Source organism: Streptomyces humicola (assembly GCF_024436035.1).
In the GTDB taxonomy this organism is placed as follows: Bacteria; Actinomycetota; Actinomycetes; order Streptomycetales; family Streptomycetaceae; genus Streptantibioticus_B; species Streptantibioticus_B humicola.
In genome coordinates, this window is record NZ_JANFNG010000029.1 from 20,767 (window position 1) to 38,162 (window position 17,396).

A 17,396-nucleotide genomic window follows, 5' to 3' on the forward strand; every position below is an offset into this window, starting at 1 on the left:
GCGATCCCTCAATTGTCCCTGTACTCAACGACCGGAGGCCGTCCAACCATGCGCAAGATCACCATCATCGGAGCAGGCCAGGCCGGCCTGCAGATCGGTATCGGCCTGCTCGGCGCGGGATATGACGTGACGGTGGTGTCCGATCGCACGGGGCAGCAGATTCACGACGGCAAGGTCATGTCCAGCCAGTGCATGTTCGGCACGGCTCTGGCCCACGAACGGACGCTGAACCTCAACTTCTGGGAGGTGACGTGCCCGGTGGTCGAAGGCATCGGCTTCACCGTGCCGGACGGCAGTGGCGGCAAGGCGATCGACTGGGCCTCGCGCCTGGACGCCGTGGGGCGCTCGGTCGACCAGCGGGTCAAGATGCCGGTCTGGATGGAGGAGTTCCAGCGGCGTGGTGGCACGATCGTGCTGCACAAGGCAACGGTCGGCGACCTGGAGGTGTACGCCCGCGAATCGGACCTGGTGATCGTCGCGGCGGGCAAGGGCGAGATCGCGGGACTCTTCGAGCGCGACGCACGACGATCGGTCTACGACAGCCCCCAGCGCGCCCTGGCCCTCACCTACGTCACGGGGATGACCCCGCGGCCGGAGCATTCCGCCGTCGACTTCAACCTCGTCCCGGGTGTGGGTGAGTACTTCACTTTCCCCGCCCTCACCACCACCGGCCCCTGCGACATCATGGTCTTCGAAGGCGTCCCGGGCGGCCCGATGGACTGCTGGGACGACGACATCACACCCGAGCAACACCTGGAGCGCTCCCTGCGGATCCTCGCGGACCACCTGCCCTGGGAAGCCGAGCGCTGCAAGGACATCCAGCTCACCGACGCAGGAGGAGTTCTCGCCGGCCGCTTCGCACCCACCGTGCGCAAGGCCGTCGCAGCGCTGCCCTCAGGCGCGCTCGTGCTCGGCGCCGCCGACGTGGTCGTACTCAACGACCCGATCACCGGCCAGGGTTCCAACAATGCGAGCAAGTGCGCAGCCTCGTACGTCGCCAGCATCCTGGAGCACGGGGACCGACCCTTCGACCAGGCCTTCATGCAGGAGACGTTCGAGCGGTACTGGGACTACGCACAGTACGTCTCGGCCTGGACCAACGCCCTATTGGCGCCCCCGCCGCCGCACGTTCTTCAGCTCCTGGGTGCGGCCGGCGGCCATTCGCGCATCGCACACCGATTCACCAACGGCTTCGACGACCCGCGCGACTTCTTCCACTGGTTCATGGACCCTGCGAGCGCTGAGGCGTACCTCGCCGCGGTGACCACCTGAGCGCGAAAGGCCCCCCGCCATGAGACTCCTTGTCCGGACCGGGGCGCGCCATTTCGGTGTCCGACTCGCCGAACGCTTCACCGCAGGAAGCCGCCGCAAGCGGCATACCCCCTTCGAGCGGCGGGACTTTCGGCGCGCGCTCGGCCAGTACGCTACCGGCGTCACGGTGGTCACGGCGCGCACCACCGATGGCCGCCCGGTCGGGATGACCGCGAACTCCTTCGCCTCGGTCTCCCTCAACCCACCCATCGTCCTGTGGTGCCTGAGCAAGAACGCCCCCAGCCTGCCGCACTTCACCGCCGCCTCGCACTTCGCGATCAACGTCCTCGCCGCCGACCAGCACCACCTCTCCCGACAGTTCGCCACCCCGGCCACAGACAAGTTCGCCCGCGCGCCGGTCACCGTAGGCACCGCCGGAACGCCCCTGCTGGACGGCGCCGTCGCCCGGTTCCAGTGCCGCACAGTGCAGCACATCGACGCCGGCGACCACGTGATCGTGCTCGGTGAGGTGGAGCAGTACGAGGCGCCCGGAGGCGAACCACTGGTCTTCCACTCCGGCTCCTACCACATGACCACACGACACCCCGACCTGTGACGGCGGTAGGACGGCGCGCGGCCCCCTTGGCGACCCCAAGCGGGCAATCGAGCGGCTGACGCCTTCAGCGATACGTACGAGCCCGACCTCGGCGCCTGCAGGCCTTCGCGGACCGCAATCAACCGCAGCGAGCGGCCCGCGCTGGTCTTTCCCGTGCGCAAACACGGCATCAACCCTGTGGGCCGCCGAGGCCGCCCGGACCTCCCCGTCGCGGCGGGGCCAGAGTCAAGGACGTGACCTTGCCGGATGATTTATCGGCACCCGCAATGCTGCCACCCGATGAACCGCCACCGCTGCACCTGCGACGGCGGAGGCGAACCGGGCGTACGGGCCGGAAGGAGTAGATGAGGACCGCACACCCGGCGGCGACGGCCGCCCCCGCGCGCCGGCCGCGCACGGCGGCAGCTGCGACCGCGCCGGTGCGCCGGGCACGCGCGGAAACGGCGCCGACAGGAGTGCCCTCGGCATTCATCACGTCGGGAACCACCGGCTGACCACCCCTTCCCGCAGAGCACGTCCGTCATGTGCTCTACGGGGACGGAGGTCTCGTCCGTCGCCGGGATCTCAAGAATTTTTCGGCGACGCCAAGGCACGTCAGCGACCCCCGGGTGGAGTCACCGGACCAGGCGGCCTCAGCCGCGCGGTACTGGCACGCCGCGGACCACCGACGACACGGCGCCATGCCCGGAAGGGGCAGGCGGATGCGGGACCGCCGGGAACGAGGGCGCCGACGGCACAAACGGGACCGTAGAGACCCGCGGCGCCGTCGGGACCCGTGGCACCGCGTCAAGGGGCTGCGAGGGGAGCGTCGGCAGCGGCAGTCGCACCACCTCCGGCGCGGCGGGCATCGGTTGCCGGACTCTCGCAGGTGTCGTCGTCCCCGCCGCCGTGGCACCGACGTGACCGGGGGCAGCAGGGCGGCCCCCGCCGTGGTGCGGTGCGGCGGTGCTGTACGAGGACGAGGACTGTGGCGCCGGCAGTTGTGCCGCCTCGTGATGGGAGTGCGAGGCGACCAGCACGAGGACGACGACCGTCGCCGCGGAGGCCGTGGCCGCCGCCGGTGCGCCCCCGCCGGCCCCGACCTTTCCGCGCCCCCACAGCCACGCGGCCGCGGCCATGGTCCCGGCGAGCGACCTGCGCAGCGCCCGCCGCGCCCTGGCCAACAGCGATTCGACCGCCTCGTAACTGAGCCCCATCTCCCGCGCGATCTGGCCGACGTCCCGCCCCTCCGACTGCAGCCGCAACGCCTTGGCCTGACGGGCAGGCAGCTCCATGCTGCGTTCCGCGAGCCACTTCGCCTCGGCCCGGTCACAGACGACCTCATCGACGGGCACCGGACCCGAGGGAGCGAGCACCGACCGACTATGCACCGCGTCGTCACGCCGTACCTGGCGGTGCCGGTCGACGCACAGCCGCATGGTGACCGTGGTGAGCCATGCACCCAGCCGCTCGTCGTCCACGTTGGGGTGCTCGGCCGCGCGCAGCATCGCCTCGTGCACGGCGTCTTCGGCGTCCTCAAAGCTGGCCGAACGCCGCCTCGCCACCTTCAGCAGGTCCTCGCGGTGGCTCCACACGCGCTGCCACCGTTCGCTCCCCCGATCGTCAACCGGATTCGCACGCGCAGAACGCATCTCGACCATCGCCCTCCCTGCCGACTCACATACCCCCGTATCGCCCGTTCCTGGCGCACCGCCCCGTCTGACCGACGGACGAGACGACGTACCTCCGAGCTGATACGAGAGCACTGACGGGAAGGACATTACCGCCGAGTAGGCATGCTGGGGAGGGGGACGGAACGACCCAAGTCGCGCCCTGCGGCGACGCGGGCGCCACCGCTGGGCTGCAACTCACCCGGCCGCAGAACGCCGCCCACTCCGCAGACACACAAGACCGCAGGACACCTGGGGCGTCCGACGGTTCCCCTGGGCACCAGAACAGGATTCGAACCTACATCCACCGGGTCCCGAGCCGCGCGCTCCACCGCAGTCCTCCCCGGTGCCCATGAGTTGTACAACGAGGGAAGGGCTCGAACCTTGCGAATGCCGATAATTCATCCGAGCTGCTCAGCGGGCTGATGACTGGTCGGCGATGCGCTCAATCACACCGGGAATTGAGCACGTTCAACATGCCGCAGCTCGAGACTTGAACGCGTTCAATTCCAATCTCGCCGGAGCGATCGCTGCTGCCGTCTATCGGTGCGCTGACCTGGTTGGACGAGGTTATCGGCAGGCGCAAGGCCGGTGAGCATTGCGCGGTCGGTGCCGGTGAACGTGGGCTTGCCGACCTGGCGTTGCGCGGCCAGCAGTTGGTGGCGAAGCGACAGGATCTCGATGTCTTTGTTCCGGTCGCTCATCGGGAGCAGGCTCAGGAGGGCGAAGGTGTTGGTCGCGGCGAGGTAGGCGGGGCGCAGCAATATGACCGATCATGATGCCGTCAACTCCTGTCCACGTGAAGACAAAGAGGCGGTCGGCGGTCGTATCAGAGATCGCAGATCAAGGCGGTGACCTGGGCGGTGATCTATCGGCACCCCCAGAGCCGTTCCTCCAGCCCGGCGTGGGTGGTGGCACGCATCAGCGGATCGTTCAGCCCCGAGACGATCGCCTCGAACCGGATCCGAGATCGGTCAAACGCACCTTCTGGCGTGGGAACCTCGTAGGCTTGCACCGAGGGCTCCTGTCTTCCACGTTCTGGCCTCGACACCCCGAACGTATCGGGAAGGAGCCCTTCTCGTCGCAGAGCTCAAGCAGCGCAAGGTACATCTGCGCTGATGACCGGGCCTCCCGCAGTCACTCCAGCCGAACCGCACCCCCATCGAAATGGGCAACAGGGGCGGACAACGTCTACTCCGCCGTCGCACTCAACCGGATCAGACTCCACACCTGGTGGCAGAGCCGACCTCTCGACCGCACCCGCACAGCCACCTCGCTCCTCTCGAACTCGCCCTCACCGCATAGACCAATGGGCAACAGATCGCGCGGCGCGGGACATCCTCAACGTCGAGCAGGTGCCGCACCGCGGTCCTGCGGCCTCGAGAGCGGCCCGTCCGGTTCCCAAACGGGGTGCCGGACAGGCCGCGGTCGCACCGAGCCGCGGCGGCGGTCACATCACCGGGTGGGAGACCTCACAGCCGCCGGAGCCGTTGTTGTAGTCGTTGGCCCAGGTCGACTGTACCGGGAATGTGCCGGTAGTCAGCGTGATGTTCTGCGCCGCTCCCTGACCGCTGGAGATCCAGGCGCATTTGTCGCCGTTCTCCTGGCCAGTGAGGTCGGTCCAGCCGCCGGCCGGGTTCTGGTCGGTGAGGGTCTCGGCGTATTCGTGCCCCTCAACGATGGTCACGCCGTCCAGGGTGCCGGGGTTGTTCACGAAGCCCTGGCCGCAGCTGCTGCCGGCGTCAGTGACGTAGGGCAGGTTGGTGAACGCCAACTGCCCGTATGGCGAGCTGACCGCGCCGCCGGACATGGACGAGTCGCCGGTGTAGTCGTGCCAGGCGCAGAACTGGCCGGTGGGGGTGTTGAAGCCGTCCGGGTGGGTTCCAGTGGGCGAGACGACGACGTACTGGTTGTTGCGGTTGGCCGCGGCGGTGGTGTTGCCGAAGTGGCCGGAGGCCTTCACCGCTTCCGCGCCGATCTGGTTTCCTGTGGCGCTGCTCGGCGCGGCCGAGGAGGTGTCCACCCACACTCCGGCGAGTGCGCCGCCGGTCGGGTAGCCCACGTGTGGCGCGGTGCTCGGACAGGTCTGTGTCCCGGTAGATACACCCTGGCAGTACTGGGTCATGACGCCGGACCAGGTCTCGTTCCCGGTGCCCAGTCCCTTGAGGAAGGCCTGCAGACGCGGCGCCATGCCGACGGCGTCACCCGACAAGGTGGTGTAGCCGCTGGAGTTGGTGCCCGAGCTGCCCCATTGTGATCCCCAGAAGACCAGGTAGACCTTGGGGGCGCCGGTGGTGACGCCGATGCTCGGGCTGCCCGCACCCCCGCCGTATTGCAGGTTGTTGAGGGAACCGGGCAGCAGGGCCAGGGACTTTTGCACGGCAGCGCGCAGGGGGACGGCGCCGTGCCGGTAGGCGTGGCTTTGAGCCGCGGCGGCCTGCGAGGAGGTGGCACCGGAGAGCGCCTGTGCCGGGCCGGCGACGACGACACCGGCGCCGCCCAGGGCGGCAGCGGCCAGCGCAGCCGTAGCCGCGCTCCGTGTCCTGCAGGTGAAGCGGAACATACCCATCGGAGTCCTCTCTAATACTGTTCAAGGACGCGGTGGTCAACCACGATCTTTGGTCCGGCAGCAAATCCGGGAGGAACCGGTACCGCCGGACATTCACGGCACGCTGTTCCCAGCCGTATCCCCGTAGAGCTGGGAGCAGCGAGAGTTGCTGCGGAAAGCTGATGCGGGAGCGAAGAGGGCTCCGTACACATCCGTGTGGCAGGTTGTCTCGTTGCAGGCGTCGCTGGATACGAAGAAGATCGAGTCAGGTGCGGTGTGACGTTTTCGCTTCTCTTACGGCCTGTCACCCCGGGCGGTGGTGCTGCTTACCGGCAAGTAGGAAAGCAGAGCGCTGGAACGCCCGTCAACAGCCGATGCGGAAGTTCCTTTTACGCGGGGACGGCCTCGGCGGTGGCGGCACGATTCCGCAGAGGCGAGAGATTGGCGCTGGTGAGCCGGGAGGCACGCGGTTCTGTGCAGGCCTCCCCATCCTGCGTACCTGGCGGTAATGTCGGCTGGTGCCTCGTCGGCATACTGCCTCGCCAGGTGCCTTGTGCAAGCCGTGTGGATCGTGCGCGGTGCTGGGGGCGTCATCGGCGGGTCTTCCTGACGCGCCGACAGCCGAGCGCTCGGGAGAGCGCCGATCGATTGCCGCTGCGGAGGGCAGTCATGGCGGCGCATTCGGTCCGTTCCGGTGGATCGGACGGCGGCTCGCATGAGCGATGGAAGCGCACGTGGGGTCACCGCGAGGCACTGCTCAAGGTGGCACTCAGGCGTCCACGAACGTGGAGGAGGCCGAGGACGAGGTGTATGAGGCCATGCTCCGCGCCTGTGCGCCCGCCCCTGCGCTGACCTGCCCTTGGCCGGGCCGCTCTGGGCTCCCGGCCGGTTCACGGCCAGGTCGGTTGAGCAGTTGCGGCCCTCTCCCGCTGCCGGCGGAAAAAAAATCGCTCTTTCCGCGACGGACCCGCCGTCCGCCCGCGTAGAGCAGACGACGGCCCTGCTCCTCCATACGGGGCGTGGCGCAATAGGGCGCGGGAGGGAGGGCGCCGGATGGGTGTTGAGATCTGTGTGGAGGGACTGTCCAAGTCCTTCGGCCACCAGGTCATCTGGCAGGACGTGTCGCTGACACTGCCCGCCGGGGAGATCTCGGTCATGCTCGGCCCTTCGGGAACGGGCAAGTCGGTATTCCTCAAGACGCTTGTCGGCCTGCTCAAACCGGACAGGGGCTCGGTCCTGATCGCGGGGCGGGACATCACCCGGCTGCGCGAACACGACCTGTACGAGGTGCGCAAGCTGTTCGGCGTGCTTTTCCAGGACGGCGCGCTGTTCGGCTCCATGAGCCTCTACGACAACATCGCCTTCCCGCTGCGCGAGCACACCCGCAAGCCGGAGAGCGAGATCAAGCGGATCGTGCTCGAGAAGATGGAGATGGTCGGGCTCCTCGGCGCGGAGGAGAAGCTGCCCGGCGAGATATCGGGGGGGATGCGCAAACGGGCCGGGCTGGCACGGGCGCTGGTACTCGATCCGGAGATCATTCTGTTCGACGAGCCCGACTCAGGTCTTGACCCGGTGCGCGTGGCCTACCTCAACCAGCTGATCGTGGACCTCAACGCGCAGATCGACGCGACGTTCTTGATCGTCACTCATGATATCGCCTCGGCCCGCCAGGTTCCGGACAACATCGGGCTGCTGTTCCGGCGCGAACTGGTGATGTTCGGGCCGCGCGAGCAGTTGCTCGCCAGCGACGAACCGGTCGTCCGGCAGTTCCTCAACGGCCGTATGCAGGGGCCGATCGGGATGGCGGAGGAGAAGGATGCGGCCCAGATCGAGCAGGAACTCGCCGAGCTCGACGCCGGCAATCATCGCGGTCCGATGGGTGGCGAGGGCGCGTCCGATGCGGGAGTGACACCGCGCCTGCTGCCCAGTGACGGCGTCGCCCGCCCGCCCCGATGGCAGGCGATCGCCCAGCGCGAAACTAGGTCGCATCCTCACCAGGTGGCAGACGCATGAGCCTGTCCCCTACCGCGGCGCTGCGGCACTCCGGCAACCTGTTCGCCCTCGCACTTGATGTGCTGCGCACCCTGCCGCGGCGGCCCTTCCAAGCCCGGGAATTCATCCAGCAAGCCTGGTTCGTAGCGGGCGTCACTATCCTGCCGACCGCGCTGGTCTCCATCCCGTTCGGGGCCGTCATCGCGTTGCAGATCGGCAGCCTGACACGGCAGCTCGGCGCGCAGTCGTTCGCCGGCGCCGCGTCCGTGCTCGCGGTGCTGCGGGAGGCCTCGCCGATCGTCACCGCGCTGCTGATCTCCGGGGCCGGCGGCTCCGCCATCTGCGCGGACCTGGGGGCGCGCAAGATCCGCGAGGAGATCGACGCCATGGAGGTACTGGGCATTGACCCGGTGCACCGACTGGTCGTGCCCCGGGTACTGGCCTCGATGGTAGTGGCCGTCCTGCTCAATGGACTGGTCTCGGTGGTCGGCATTGCGGGCGGCTACTTCTTCAACGTCATCCTGCAAGACGGCACACCCGGTGCCTATCTGGCATCCTTCACCACTCTCGCCCAACTGCCCGACCTGTACGCAGGCGAGTTGAAAGCGCTGGTCTTCGGAGCCATCGCCGCGATCGTCGCCTCCCACAAGGGGCTGAACGCCAAGGGCGGACCCAAGGGGGTCGGCGACGCGGTCAACCAGTCGGTGGTCATCACCTTCATGTTGCTGTTCGTGACCAACTTCGTGATGACCGCCGTGTACTTCCAGATCGTTCCGCAGAAGGGATGACGATGGCGCCCCCTGACCGGCTGCTCGCACGCCCGCTGCGCTCCCTGGAGGAACTCGGCGCCCAGATGTCTTTCTACGGGCGCTCAGTTGCCTGGACCGGCCGTACGCTGCGCCGGTACAAAAAAGAGGTGCTGCGCCTGCTGGCCGAGGTCAGCTTCGGCCGCGGTGCCCTGGCCGTCGTCGGCGGCACCGTCGGCGTTATCGCCTTCCTCTCCTTCTTCACCGGCACGGAGGTGGGCCTGCAGGGATACGCCGCGCTCAACCAGTTGGGCACCACCAACTTCGTGGCGTTCCTGTCCGCCTACTTCAACACCCGTGAAATCGCGCCGCTGGTGTCCGGGCTCGCCCTGTCCGCCACCGTCGGTGCCGGTTTCACCGCGCAGCTGGGTTCGATGCGCATCAGCGAGGAGGTCGACGCTCTCGAGGTGATGGGCGTTCCCTCGCTGCCGTTCCTGGTCACCGCCAGGATGATCGCCGGGTTCGTGGCGGTGATTCCGCTGTACGTGATCGGACTGCTCTCCTCCTACCTCGCCTCCCGCACCATCACCACCTACTACTACGGGCAGTCGGCCGGCACCTACGACCACTACTTCCAGCAGTACCTGCCGCCGGTCGACGTGCTGTGGTCGTTCGGCAAGGTGATCGTCTTCGCCATCGTGATCATCCTGATCCACTGCTACTACGGATACCACGCCAAGGGCGGCCCAGCCGGAGTCGGGATCGCGGTGGGCCGCGCGGTCCGAGCCTCCATCGTCACCGTCAACATCCTTGACTTCTTCCTCAGCTTGGCTATCTGGGGAGCCACCACCACCGTAAGGATCACGGGGTAGCCGATGACGACGACACCGAAGAGCCCGGCACAGCGGCCGGGCGACGTCCCACCCCCGCCCGGCGGCCGACGTGAGTGGTGGCCGAGGCGTCCCTTGTCGCGGAGCACCGTGCTGCGGTGGTACGGCGTCATCTTCCTAGTCGTCATCGCGACGCTACTGTCACTGGCCGTGGCGGTCTACCAGCAGGTCTTCACGTCCGTGGTGCCGATCACCCTGCAGGCATACAGCATCGGAAGCCAACTGGAGCCGCAGGCCGACGTCAAGATGGACGGCCTGATCGTCGGCGAGGTACGCCAGGTGCATGCCGACGGTCAGAAGGCGACCCTCGACATCGCGCTCAAACCGGAGGACACCGGACTCATCCCCGCCGACGTCGACGCACGCCTCCTGCCCAAGACACTGTTCGGCGAGGAGTACGTCGATCTGGTTCCGCCCGCACACCCGTCACCACGACACATCCGGGCAGGGGACGTCATCACCCAGGACCGTACGAAGGCCGGCATCGAGCTGCAGCAGTTGATGAACGATCTGCTCCCCCTGCTGCGCGCGGTGCAGCCGGGCGAGCTCAACGCCACCTTGTCCGCGTTCGCCGACGCCCTCGAGGGCCGTGGCGACGCCATCGGCGCCAACCTCTCCCGAGTCGAGAGCTATCTGCGTCTACTCAACCCGCACCTGCCGGCGCTGATGACAGACATCTCCCGCCTCGCCGACACCGCCGAGGTGTACAGCAACGCCGCCCCCGACCTGCTGAGGATCCTGGACAATACCATCACCATGAGCCGCACCGTGGTGGCCAAGCAGGACGCGCTGCGCTCGTTTCTGACCGGGACCACCACCTTTGCCGGCACCGCGCAGGGCGTCCTGAGCGACAACGCCGACAGGATCATCACCCTCGCCCACGTCTCACGGCCGATCCTGGCCCTGCTCGCACGCTACGCGCCCGAATATCCCTGCCTGCTGAGCGGGCTGACGGCCTCCGAGCCACTGGCCGAACAGGTATTCACCGGTGGGCAGATGCACATCACCTTGGAGTTCACCTTGCCACGCCCCGGCTACCACCCCGGCGAGGAACCACGATACGCCGAACACCGCGGCCCGAACTGCGAAGGGCTCCCCCATCCGCCCGTACCCGCACCGGCCCTCCACTTCAACGACGGCACGTCGGCACAGAGCGGCCAGGGCAGTCTCCCACCGGGCACCAGCCCGCTCAGCACTGTGTCCGGCACGCCGGCCGAGCAGCACCTGATCAGTTCACTCGTGGCACCGGTCATGGGCGAACCAGTCGACCAGGTTCCCGCCGTCGCAACCTTGCTGTTCGGTCCCATGGCCCGCGGAACGGCGGTGAGCGTCTCATGAACGCACGGGCATCCACCGCACCCCTGATCAAGTTCACCGTCTTCGCCGTGGTGACGATCCTCGCCACCGCGCTGCTCGCCGCCACCATCGTCAACATCGACTTCACGCCCACGGCCACCTACAGCGCCGTCTTCAGCGACGTCACCGGCCTGGAGACCGGCGACGACGTACGGGTCGCGGGGGTCAGGGTCGGCGAGGTTCAGGACATCCGCATCAAGGACCGGACACTGGCCGAGGTCACCTTCACCGTCACCCGCGACCGGCCGCTACTGACCAGCACCGGAGCCGTCATCCGCTACCGCAACCTGGTCGGACAGCGGTACATCGCGCTGACGGAGGGGCCAGGAGACGGCTCACAGCTGGCGCCCGGCAGCACCATCCCGCTCTCCCGCACACAGCCCGCCCTGGACCTGAACGCACTCCTGGACGGGTTCAAGCCTCTGTTCGCCGCGTTGAGCCCGAACGACGTCAACCAGTTGGCATTCGAACTCATCAGCACCCTCCAGGGCGAAGGCGGCACAGTCGACAGCCTGCTCGCCCACACCGCCTCACTCACCTCCACACTCGCCGACCGCGACCAGCTCATCGGCTCCGTGATCGACAACCTCAACACCATGCTGACCACCCTGGACAAGCGCAGCGTCCACTTCTCCGCCCTCCTCGACCAACTGCAGCAACTTATCTCCGGGTTGTCCGCCGACCGCACCGCCATCGGCGACTCACTCACCGCCATCAGCAACCTGGCCGGCGCAACCTCAGACCTGCTCGCCCAAGGCCGCCCCGCGCTGCGCTCCGACATCGCCGGTCTGTCCACCCTCGCCGGAACCCTGCAGAGGAACGACCCCACCGTGGAAGGCGTGCTGCAGCGGCTACCGCACAAGCTCAACACGCTGACCGGCACCGCGACCTACGGCTCCTGGTTCAACTACTACCTGTGCGACTTCGACGGCCGCATCGTCCTGCCCAAGACCGCCCAGATCCTGATACCCCGCATGAACATCGGCCAGGGGAGGTGCGGCAGTTGATCCCGTTCCGCGAACGCAACCCCGTGATGATCGGAGCCATCGGCCTCACCGTGCTCGCCCTACTGACCTTCGGAGCCTTCAACATCCAAGACCTCCCGCTGATCGGCGGCGGCGACACCTACAGCGCGGCGTTCTCCGAAGCAGGCGGCCTCAAGCCGGGAGACGAGGTACGCATCGCCGGAGTCAAGGTCGGTCAGGTCGACGACGTCGGCCTGGAAGGCGACCACGTACGCGTGGGATTCCGGATCACCAGCGACGCGCAGTTCGGCACCTCCACGGGCGCCGCCATACGGGTAAAGACGATCCTCGGAGCGAAGTACCTCGCCCTGGAACCCGCCGGCTCCGGCCAGCTCAGAGCCGGCAGCGAGATCCCACTGAACCGCACCGTCTCCGCCTACGACGTTGTCCAGGCCTTCAGCGACCTCACCACGACCAACGAGCAGATCGACACCCGGCAGCTGGCCACCGCGCTGGACACCGTCTCCTCCGCGTTCCAGGACGCACCGGACGAGGTCAAAGCCTCCATCAAGGGACTGTCCGAACTCTCAGTGACCATCGCCAGCCGTGACGCGGCCCTACGGGACCTGCTGCAGCACGCCAACGGCGTCACCCGCGTGCTCGCCACCCGCTCGCACCAGCTGACCACCCTGGTCAACGACGGCGACCTGCTTTTCCAGGCGCTGTACGACCGCAGCCAGGTCATCGGCGACCTGCTGCGCAACGCCGCCGACCTCGGCATCCAGCTCTCCGGTCTCGTCACCGACAACCGGGCCCAGATCGGCCCGGCGCTCAGCCGGCTCAACGCCGTGGTCGACATGCTCAAGCGGAACCAGACCAGTCTCGACCGCAGCATCGCTTTGCTGGCTCCCTTCCTCCGGCTCTTCACCAACACCCTCGGCAACGGCCCCTGGTTCGACAGCTACATCCAAAACCTCACCGCCGCTCCAGCCGTCCCGACACCCTCAGGAGGGCCGCGGTGATCCCGCTCCGCGTAACCATCCCGCCGCGCAAGAGCCTCCGCCTGGTGTCTGTCATCCTGGTCCTGCTGCTCGTCGCCGGCCTGACCGCCGTCCTGTGGCCGCGTTCCCAACCGGTCCAGGTCACCGCCTACTTCCCGCGCACCGTCGGGCTCTACCCGGGATCCGACGTACGCGTCCTCGGTGTCCGCATCGGCGAGGTGAAGAAGATCACCCCGCAGGGCGACCGCGTCCGCGTCGACCTGGAGTACGACGCCGGCCGCAAGGTCCCCGTCGACGCGAAGGCGGCCGTCATCAACTCCTCCGTGGTCAGCGACCGCTACCTCCAACTGCTCCCGGTCTACCGCGGCGGCCCCGTAATGAGGAGCGGTGCCGTCATCCCCGAAAACCGGACAGCGGTCCCCGTCGAGCTGGACCGGATCTTCGACAGCCTGAACACCGTCTCCCAGGCCCTTGGACCACACGGCGCCAACACGAACGGTTCACTCTCCCGGCTGCTGTCGGTCAGCGCCCAAAACCTCAGCGGGCAAGGCGCCGACCTTCACCAGATGGTCCAAAACCTCTCGCTGGCCGTCACGACATTGTCCGACGGCCGCAGCGACCTGTTCGGGACCGTGAGCAACCTGCAGGTCTTCACCGCCGCCCTGGCATCCGACGACGGGCAAGTCCGCGCGTTCAACGACGACCTGGCCAAAGTGGCACAGATGCTGGCCGGCGACCGCACCGAACTCGCGGCCGCCCTGAACCAGCTGTCCTCCGCACTCACCGATGTAGCCGGCTTCGTTCGCGCCAACCAGAACTCGCTCACCACCAACGTCAAGGGCCTCAGCCAGGTCACCGGCGTCTTGGTCAAAGAACGCAGCGCCCTGCAGGAAATCCTCGACGTGGCACCCACCGGGCTGTCAAATCTCATGGACGCCTACGACCCGGCGTCCGGCACGCTCGACACCCGCAACAACGCCGAGCAGGCGCAGGATCCCGCAAGCCTGGTCTGCTCCCTGCTCAAGACGACCGGTCAGGGCGGCGACTGCAGCCAGATCCAGCAACTCATCGGCTCACTGCCCCCGCTGCCCCAAGCCGACCCGACCACCGGCCTTCCACTACCCGCAGCGGGCACGGCACCGACGGACCGGACGCTCGGCGGAATCCTCGGAGGCCGCGCATGATCCCCCGCGCCCACCGCGAGCCGCCGCGGCGGCGGCTCGCACGTATCACCGCCGCCGCCTGGCTCTCCGCGGTCTCGCTGCTGCTCACCGGCTGCGAGTTCCACGGGCTCGCCGACGTCCCCCTGCCGGGCGGCGCGGCCACGGACCACGCCTACCACGTCACGGTGGATTTCCAGGATGTCCTGGACCTGGTGCCGCAGTCCGCGGTCAAGGTCAACGATGTGACCGTGGGCGCCGTCGAGAAGGTCGAGCTGAACGGCTGGCAGGCCCGCGTACGCCTGCGCATCTCCGACTCGGTCAGACTCCCGGCCAACGCGGTCGCCCAGCTCCAACAGACGAGCATGCTGGGCGAGAAGTACATCTCCCTGTCAGCCCCGACTGACGTCCCCGCGGTCGGGCGGCTCACCGACGGCGCGCGGATCCCGTTGTCCCGCAGCGGCCGCGACGTGGAGGTCGAAGAGGTGCTCTCCGCCCTCTCCGCCCTGCTCAACGGCGGCGGCGTGGCCCAGCTGCACACCATCACCTTGGAGCTCAACCACGCGCTCCAAGGCCGCGAGCAGCGGGTCAGGAGCCTGATGAGCGAGCTGGACACCTTCATCGGCGGGCTCGACCAGCAGCGCTCCGAGATCGTCCGAGCCATGCAGGGCATCGACAAGCTGACCAGGACCCTCAACCAACAAAGCGGCGTGATCGGCGAAGCCATAGACAACATGCCGCCCGCGCTGAAGATCCTGGCCGATCAGCGCCGCAACCTGACTGCCATGCTGACGGCGCTGTCCAACCTCGGCACCGTGGGCACCCACGTGATCAACGCTTCGCGCGACGACACCGTCGCCGACCTGCAGCAACTCCAGCCGATCCTCGACGAGCTCAATACGGCCGGCAACGATCTGCCCAACGCACTGGAGTTGCTGACCACCTATCCGTTCCCCCGCAACGCCGTCGACGCCGTCAAGGGCGACTACACCAACCTGCACATCACCGCAGACCTCAACCTCAACAACCTCTACCACAACGTCGGTGGTCCCACCCCGACGCCCGGACCTAGCTCGCCCGTGCCAGGGCTACCGACACCGACCATACCGACCCTCCCGCCGCTGCCCACCCTGCCACCCGTCCCGAAACTACCGGTCCCGACGCCGACCACCTCCTGTATGCCGGGCGCCACCTGCGTGCCCCAACCGGCACCGTCAGCATCGAGCGGCGGAACGCTGTGCCCGCCGGTGTGCACCGGAACCGGCATCGCCTACTACACCGGCGGATCCGGTACCCCGATCGGTGTCGACATGCCGCTCGCCGAGCTCATGACCAGGGGGATGCAACCGTGATCACCGCCGGGGTCAAGACCCAACTGATCGCCTTCGCCGCCATCACCGCCGTCGGGATTTCCTACGTCGGCGCACGGTACGCCGGGCTGGCCGATGCCATCTCGCCCAGCGGATACACCGTACGGGCCGACTTCGCCGACTCCGGAGGTATCTTCTCCGGCGCCGAGGTCACCTACCGCGGCGTGCCGGTGGGCCGGGTCACAGCACTGCAGTTGGCCTCGGCCGGCGGCGTGTCGGCGCAGTTGCACATCGACGGCGGCCCGCCCATCCCCTCCGACACCCTCGCCGTGGTGGCCGACCGCTCCGCGGTCGGCGAGCAGTACGTCGACTTGCAACCCCGCACCAACGACGGCCCCTACCTGCACAACGGCAGCACGATCGCCCGCCGCGACACCCGTACCCCGCTGCCCACCACCACGCTCATCCTCAGCCTCGACCGGCTGGTCGGCTCGGTCGGCAAGCAGGACCTACGGACCACGGTCGACGAGCTGGGAAAAGCCTTCGCCGGCACCGGCCCGGACCTCACCCGGCTGGTCGACTCGGGCAACGCGCTCGTCGAGTCGGCGAACGCCGCGCTGCCCCAGACCATCTCGATGATCGACAACTCCCGTACGGTCCTGAAGACCCAGACAGACGAGGGCTCGGCGATCACGTCGTTCTCCCGGAACCTGGCAGCCCTCACTGATCAGCTCAAGAACAGCGACAAGGACATTCGAGGAGTGCTGGACGGCGGCAGTTCCGCTGCAGGCGCGACGGACGCGCTGTTGCGCGCCAACAGCGGCGCACTCCCGGTCCTACTGGACAACCTCATCAGCGGCGGCCAGGTCACCCTGGCCCGGCTGCCCGGTGTGGAGCAGGCTCTCGTCACCTTCCCCGCAGTGGTCGCAGGGAGCTTCACCGTGCTCCCGGGGGACGGAACCACACGCTTCGGAATGGTCCTCAACGCCAGCAATCCGCCCCCGTGCCGTCAGGGCTACGACACCCAGTGGCGCGACCCCAGCGACACCTCGGAGCGCCCCGCCAACACCGCCGCCCGGTGCACCCTCCCGCGCGGTAGCCAGTCCTCGGTCCGCGGAGCCCAAAATGCCCCCCGGCCGGCGGATTCCTCCGGCTCCGGCCAAGCCGAGCAATCGTCGTTCCTGACCCCTTATGACCCCCAGACCGGCTCCGCCAGCGGCCCGGACGGGCAGCCCTTCGAGATCGGCTCGACAGGCGGAGAGCAGAGCACGTTCGGAAAGGACTCATGGCAATGGCTGCTCGTCGGACCGATGGTGTGACCGGCCGGCTTCTGGCTCGTGCACGTGGGACGCTGCACGAGCTGCGCACCGTGGGGGCAAGCCGTACACGCCGCAGCAAGTGGCTCCTCCCGACCCTCGCCCTCGCGGCGCTGCTGTCGGCAGTCTTGCCAGTTTACCTGGGTGTACGCGTATACCAGCAGCGCCAGGTGGAGCAGCGCAACCAGGACATCCTGACAGCGGCCAGGCAGTTGGCACTGAACTTCACCTCACTCGACTACCGGCACTACGACCAGGACGCCAGAAACGTGCTGAACATGGCCACGGGCGACTTCAAACAGCAGTTCGCCGATCAGACCTCGAACCTCACGAAGCTGGTCGCCACCAACAAGTCCGTCTCCGAAGGCCAGATCCTCGACGCGGGCATCGCCGAAGCCGACGCGCGGTCCGCCAGCGTCCTGGTCGCCGTCGACAGCAAGGTGACCAACGTCGCCGCGCCGCAGGGACAAGTACGCAACTACCGGCTCCAGGTCGACCTCGTGCTCCAAGGCGGCCGATGGCTCGCTTCCAACGTCGAGTTCGTCGACTGAACGCACAACCGCCAGCTGCACAAAGACACACAACAATGCAGGGGA

15 protein-coding genes are annotated in these 17,396 nt (G+C 67.8%); 12 read left to right on the forward strand and 3 right to left on the reverse strand.

Going from position 1 to position 17,396, the window contains the following annotated elements; all coding sequences use genetic code 11:
- The first annotated feature begins 48 nt into the window (after nt 1-48).
- Both NGB36_RS26670 and NGB36_RS26675 read left to right on the forward strand, forming a co-directional pair.
- The gene (locus tag NGB36_RS26670) at nt 49-1,272 is read left to right on the forward strand and encodes a styrene monooxygenase/indole monooxygenase family protein (RefSeq protein ID WP_255923081.1); all 1,224 of its coding nucleotides are present in this window, start codon (nt 49-51) and stop codon (nt 1,270-1,272) included.
- A 19-nt stretch (nt 1,273-1,291) separates the two neighbouring features.
- Entirely contained in the window at nt 1,292-1,867 is a 576-nt protein-coding gene (locus NGB36_RS26675; RefSeq protein WP_255923082.1) for a flavin reductase family protein, read from the forward strand.
- Between the two features lie 632 nt (nt 1,868-2,499).
- Here NGB36_RS26675 and NGB36_RS26680 read toward each other — a convergent pair.
- The 3 genes from NGB36_RS26680 to NGB36_RS26690 form a co-directional block, all read right to left on the reverse strand.
- Nucleotides 2,500-3,441 carry a sigma-70 family RNA polymerase sigma factor gene (locus NGB36_RS26680; RefSeq protein WP_255923083.1) on the reverse strand — a complete coding sequence of 314 codons (942 nt, stop codon included), beginning with the start codon at nt 3,439-3,441 and terminating at the stop codon, nt 2,500-2,502.
- 578 nt (nt 3,442-4,019) lie between these two features.
- Nucleotides 4,020-4,280 (reverse strand): hypothetical protein, encoded by a 261-nt coding sequence (locus tag NGB36_RS26685; protein WP_255923084.1) that lies wholly within the window; start codon nt 4,278-4,280, stop codon nt 4,020-4,022.
- A 686-nt stretch (nt 4,281-4,966) separates the two neighbouring features.
- Nucleotides 4,967-6,085 (reverse strand): hypothetical protein, encoded by a 1,119-nt coding sequence (locus tag NGB36_RS26690; RefSeq protein WP_255923085.1) that lies wholly within the window; start codon nt 6,083-6,085, stop codon nt 4,967-4,969.
- 1,032 nt (nt 6,086-7,117) lie between these two features.
- On the opposite strand from NGB36_RS26690, the gene NGB36_RS26695 reads away from it, so the two are divergent.
- The 10 genes from NGB36_RS26695 to NGB36_RS26740 all read left to right on the forward strand — a co-directional run bounded on the left by NGB36_RS26695 (nt 7,118) and on the right by NGB36_RS26740 (nt 17,351).
- Nucleotides 7,118-8,077, forward strand: a complete 960-nt coding sequence (locus tag NGB36_RS26695) for an ABC transporter ATP-binding protein (RefSeq protein ID WP_255923086.1) — start codon at nt 7,118-7,120, stop codon at nt 8,075-8,077.
- The gene (locus NGB36_RS26700) at nt 8,074-8,844 is read left to right on the forward strand and encodes an MlaE family ABC transporter permease (RefSeq protein ID WP_255923087.1); all 771 of its coding nucleotides are present in this window, start codon (nt 8,074-8,076) and stop codon (nt 8,842-8,844) included. Before NGB36_RS26695 ends, NGB36_RS26700 begins: the two co-directional genes overlap by 4 nt.
- Before the next feature lie 2 nt (nt 8,845-8,846).
- Nucleotides 8,847-9,674, forward strand: coding sequence for an MlaE family ABC transporter permease (locus NGB36_RS26705; RefSeq protein WP_255923088.1), 828 nt, complete (start codon nt 8,847-8,849; stop codon nt 9,672-9,674).
- 93 nt (nt 9,675-9,767) lie between these two features.
- Nucleotides 9,768-11,030, forward strand: a complete 1,263-nt coding sequence (locus tag NGB36_RS26710; RefSeq protein ID WP_255923089.1) for an MCE family protein — start codon at nt 9,768-9,770, stop codon at nt 11,028-11,030.
- Nucleotides 11,027-12,055: an MCE family protein gene (locus NGB36_RS26715; RefSeq protein ID WP_255923090.1), complete on the forward strand. Its 1,029-nt coding sequence runs from the start codon at nt 11,027-11,029 to the stop codon at nt 12,053-12,055. Before NGB36_RS26710 ends, NGB36_RS26715 begins: the two co-directional genes overlap by 4 nt.
- Nucleotides 12,052-13,035, forward strand: a complete 984-nt coding sequence (locus NGB36_RS26720; RefSeq protein ID WP_255923121.1) for an MCE family protein — start codon at nt 12,052-12,054, stop codon at nt 13,033-13,035. Before NGB36_RS26715 ends, NGB36_RS26720 begins: the two co-directional genes overlap by 4 nt.
- Nucleotides 13,036-13,079: 44 nt before the next feature.
- Nucleotides 13,080-14,198, forward strand: a complete 1,119-nt coding sequence (locus NGB36_RS26725) for an MCE family protein (RefSeq protein ID WP_372509537.1) — start codon at nt 13,080-13,082, stop codon at nt 14,196-14,198.
- Nucleotides 14,195-15,526 (forward strand): MCE family protein, encoded by a 1,332-nt coding sequence (locus tag NGB36_RS26730; protein ID WP_255923091.1) that lies wholly within the window; start codon nt 14,195-14,197, stop codon nt 15,524-15,526. The genes NGB36_RS26725 and NGB36_RS26730 overlap by 4 nt, the downstream gene beginning before the upstream one ends.
- Complete coding sequence (locus tag NGB36_RS26735; RefSeq protein ID WP_255923092.1) at nt 15,523-16,803, forward strand: MCE family protein; 1,281 nt, start codon at nt 15,523-15,525, stop codon at nt 16,801-16,803. Before NGB36_RS26730 ends, NGB36_RS26735 begins: the two co-directional genes overlap by 4 nt.
- Nucleotides 16,776-17,351 carry an Rv1363c family protein gene (locus tag NGB36_RS26740; RefSeq protein WP_308288931.1) on the forward strand — a complete coding sequence of 192 codons (576 nt, stop codon included), beginning with the start codon at nt 16,776-16,778 and terminating at the stop codon, nt 17,349-17,351. Before NGB36_RS26735 ends, NGB36_RS26740 begins: the two co-directional genes overlap by 28 nt.
- Nucleotides 17,352-17,396 lie beyond the last annotated feature (45 nt).

Coding starts and splice junctions, on each gene's coding strand:
- NGB36_RS26740 (WP_308288931.1), top strand. CDS start 16,776: ATGGCTGCTCGTCGGACCGATGGTGTGACCGGCCGGCTTCTGGCTCGT.
- NGB36_RS26700 (WP_255923087.1), top strand. CDS start 8,074: ATGAGCCTGTCCCCTACCGCGGCGCTGCGGCACTCCGGCAACCTGTTC.
- NGB36_RS26705 (WP_255923088.1), top strand. CDS start 8,847: ATGGCGCCCCCTGACCGGCTGCTCGCACGCCCGCTGCGCTCCCTGGAG.
- NGB36_RS26695 (WP_255923086.1), top strand. CDS start 7,118: ATGGGTGTTGAGATCTGTGTGGAGGGACTGTCCAAGTCCTTCGGCCAC.
- NGB36_RS26675 (WP_255923082.1), top strand. CDS start 1,292: ATGAGACTCCTTGTCCGGACCGGGGCGCGCCATTTCGGTGTCCGACTC.
- NGB36_RS26715 (WP_255923090.1), top strand. CDS start 11,027: ATGAACGCACGGGCATCCACCGCACCCCTGATCAAGTTCACCGTCTTC.
- NGB36_RS26670 (WP_255923081.1), top strand. CDS start 49: ATGCGCAAGATCACCATCATCGGAGCAGGCCAGGCCGGCCTGCAGATC.
- NGB36_RS26690 (WP_255923085.1), bottom strand. CDS start 6,085: ATGGGTATGTTCCGCTTCACCTGCAGGACACGGAGCGCGGCTACGGCT.
- NGB36_RS26730 (WP_255923091.1), top strand. CDS start 14,195: ATGATCCCCCGCGCCCACCGCGAGCCGCCGCGGCGGCGGCTCGCACGT.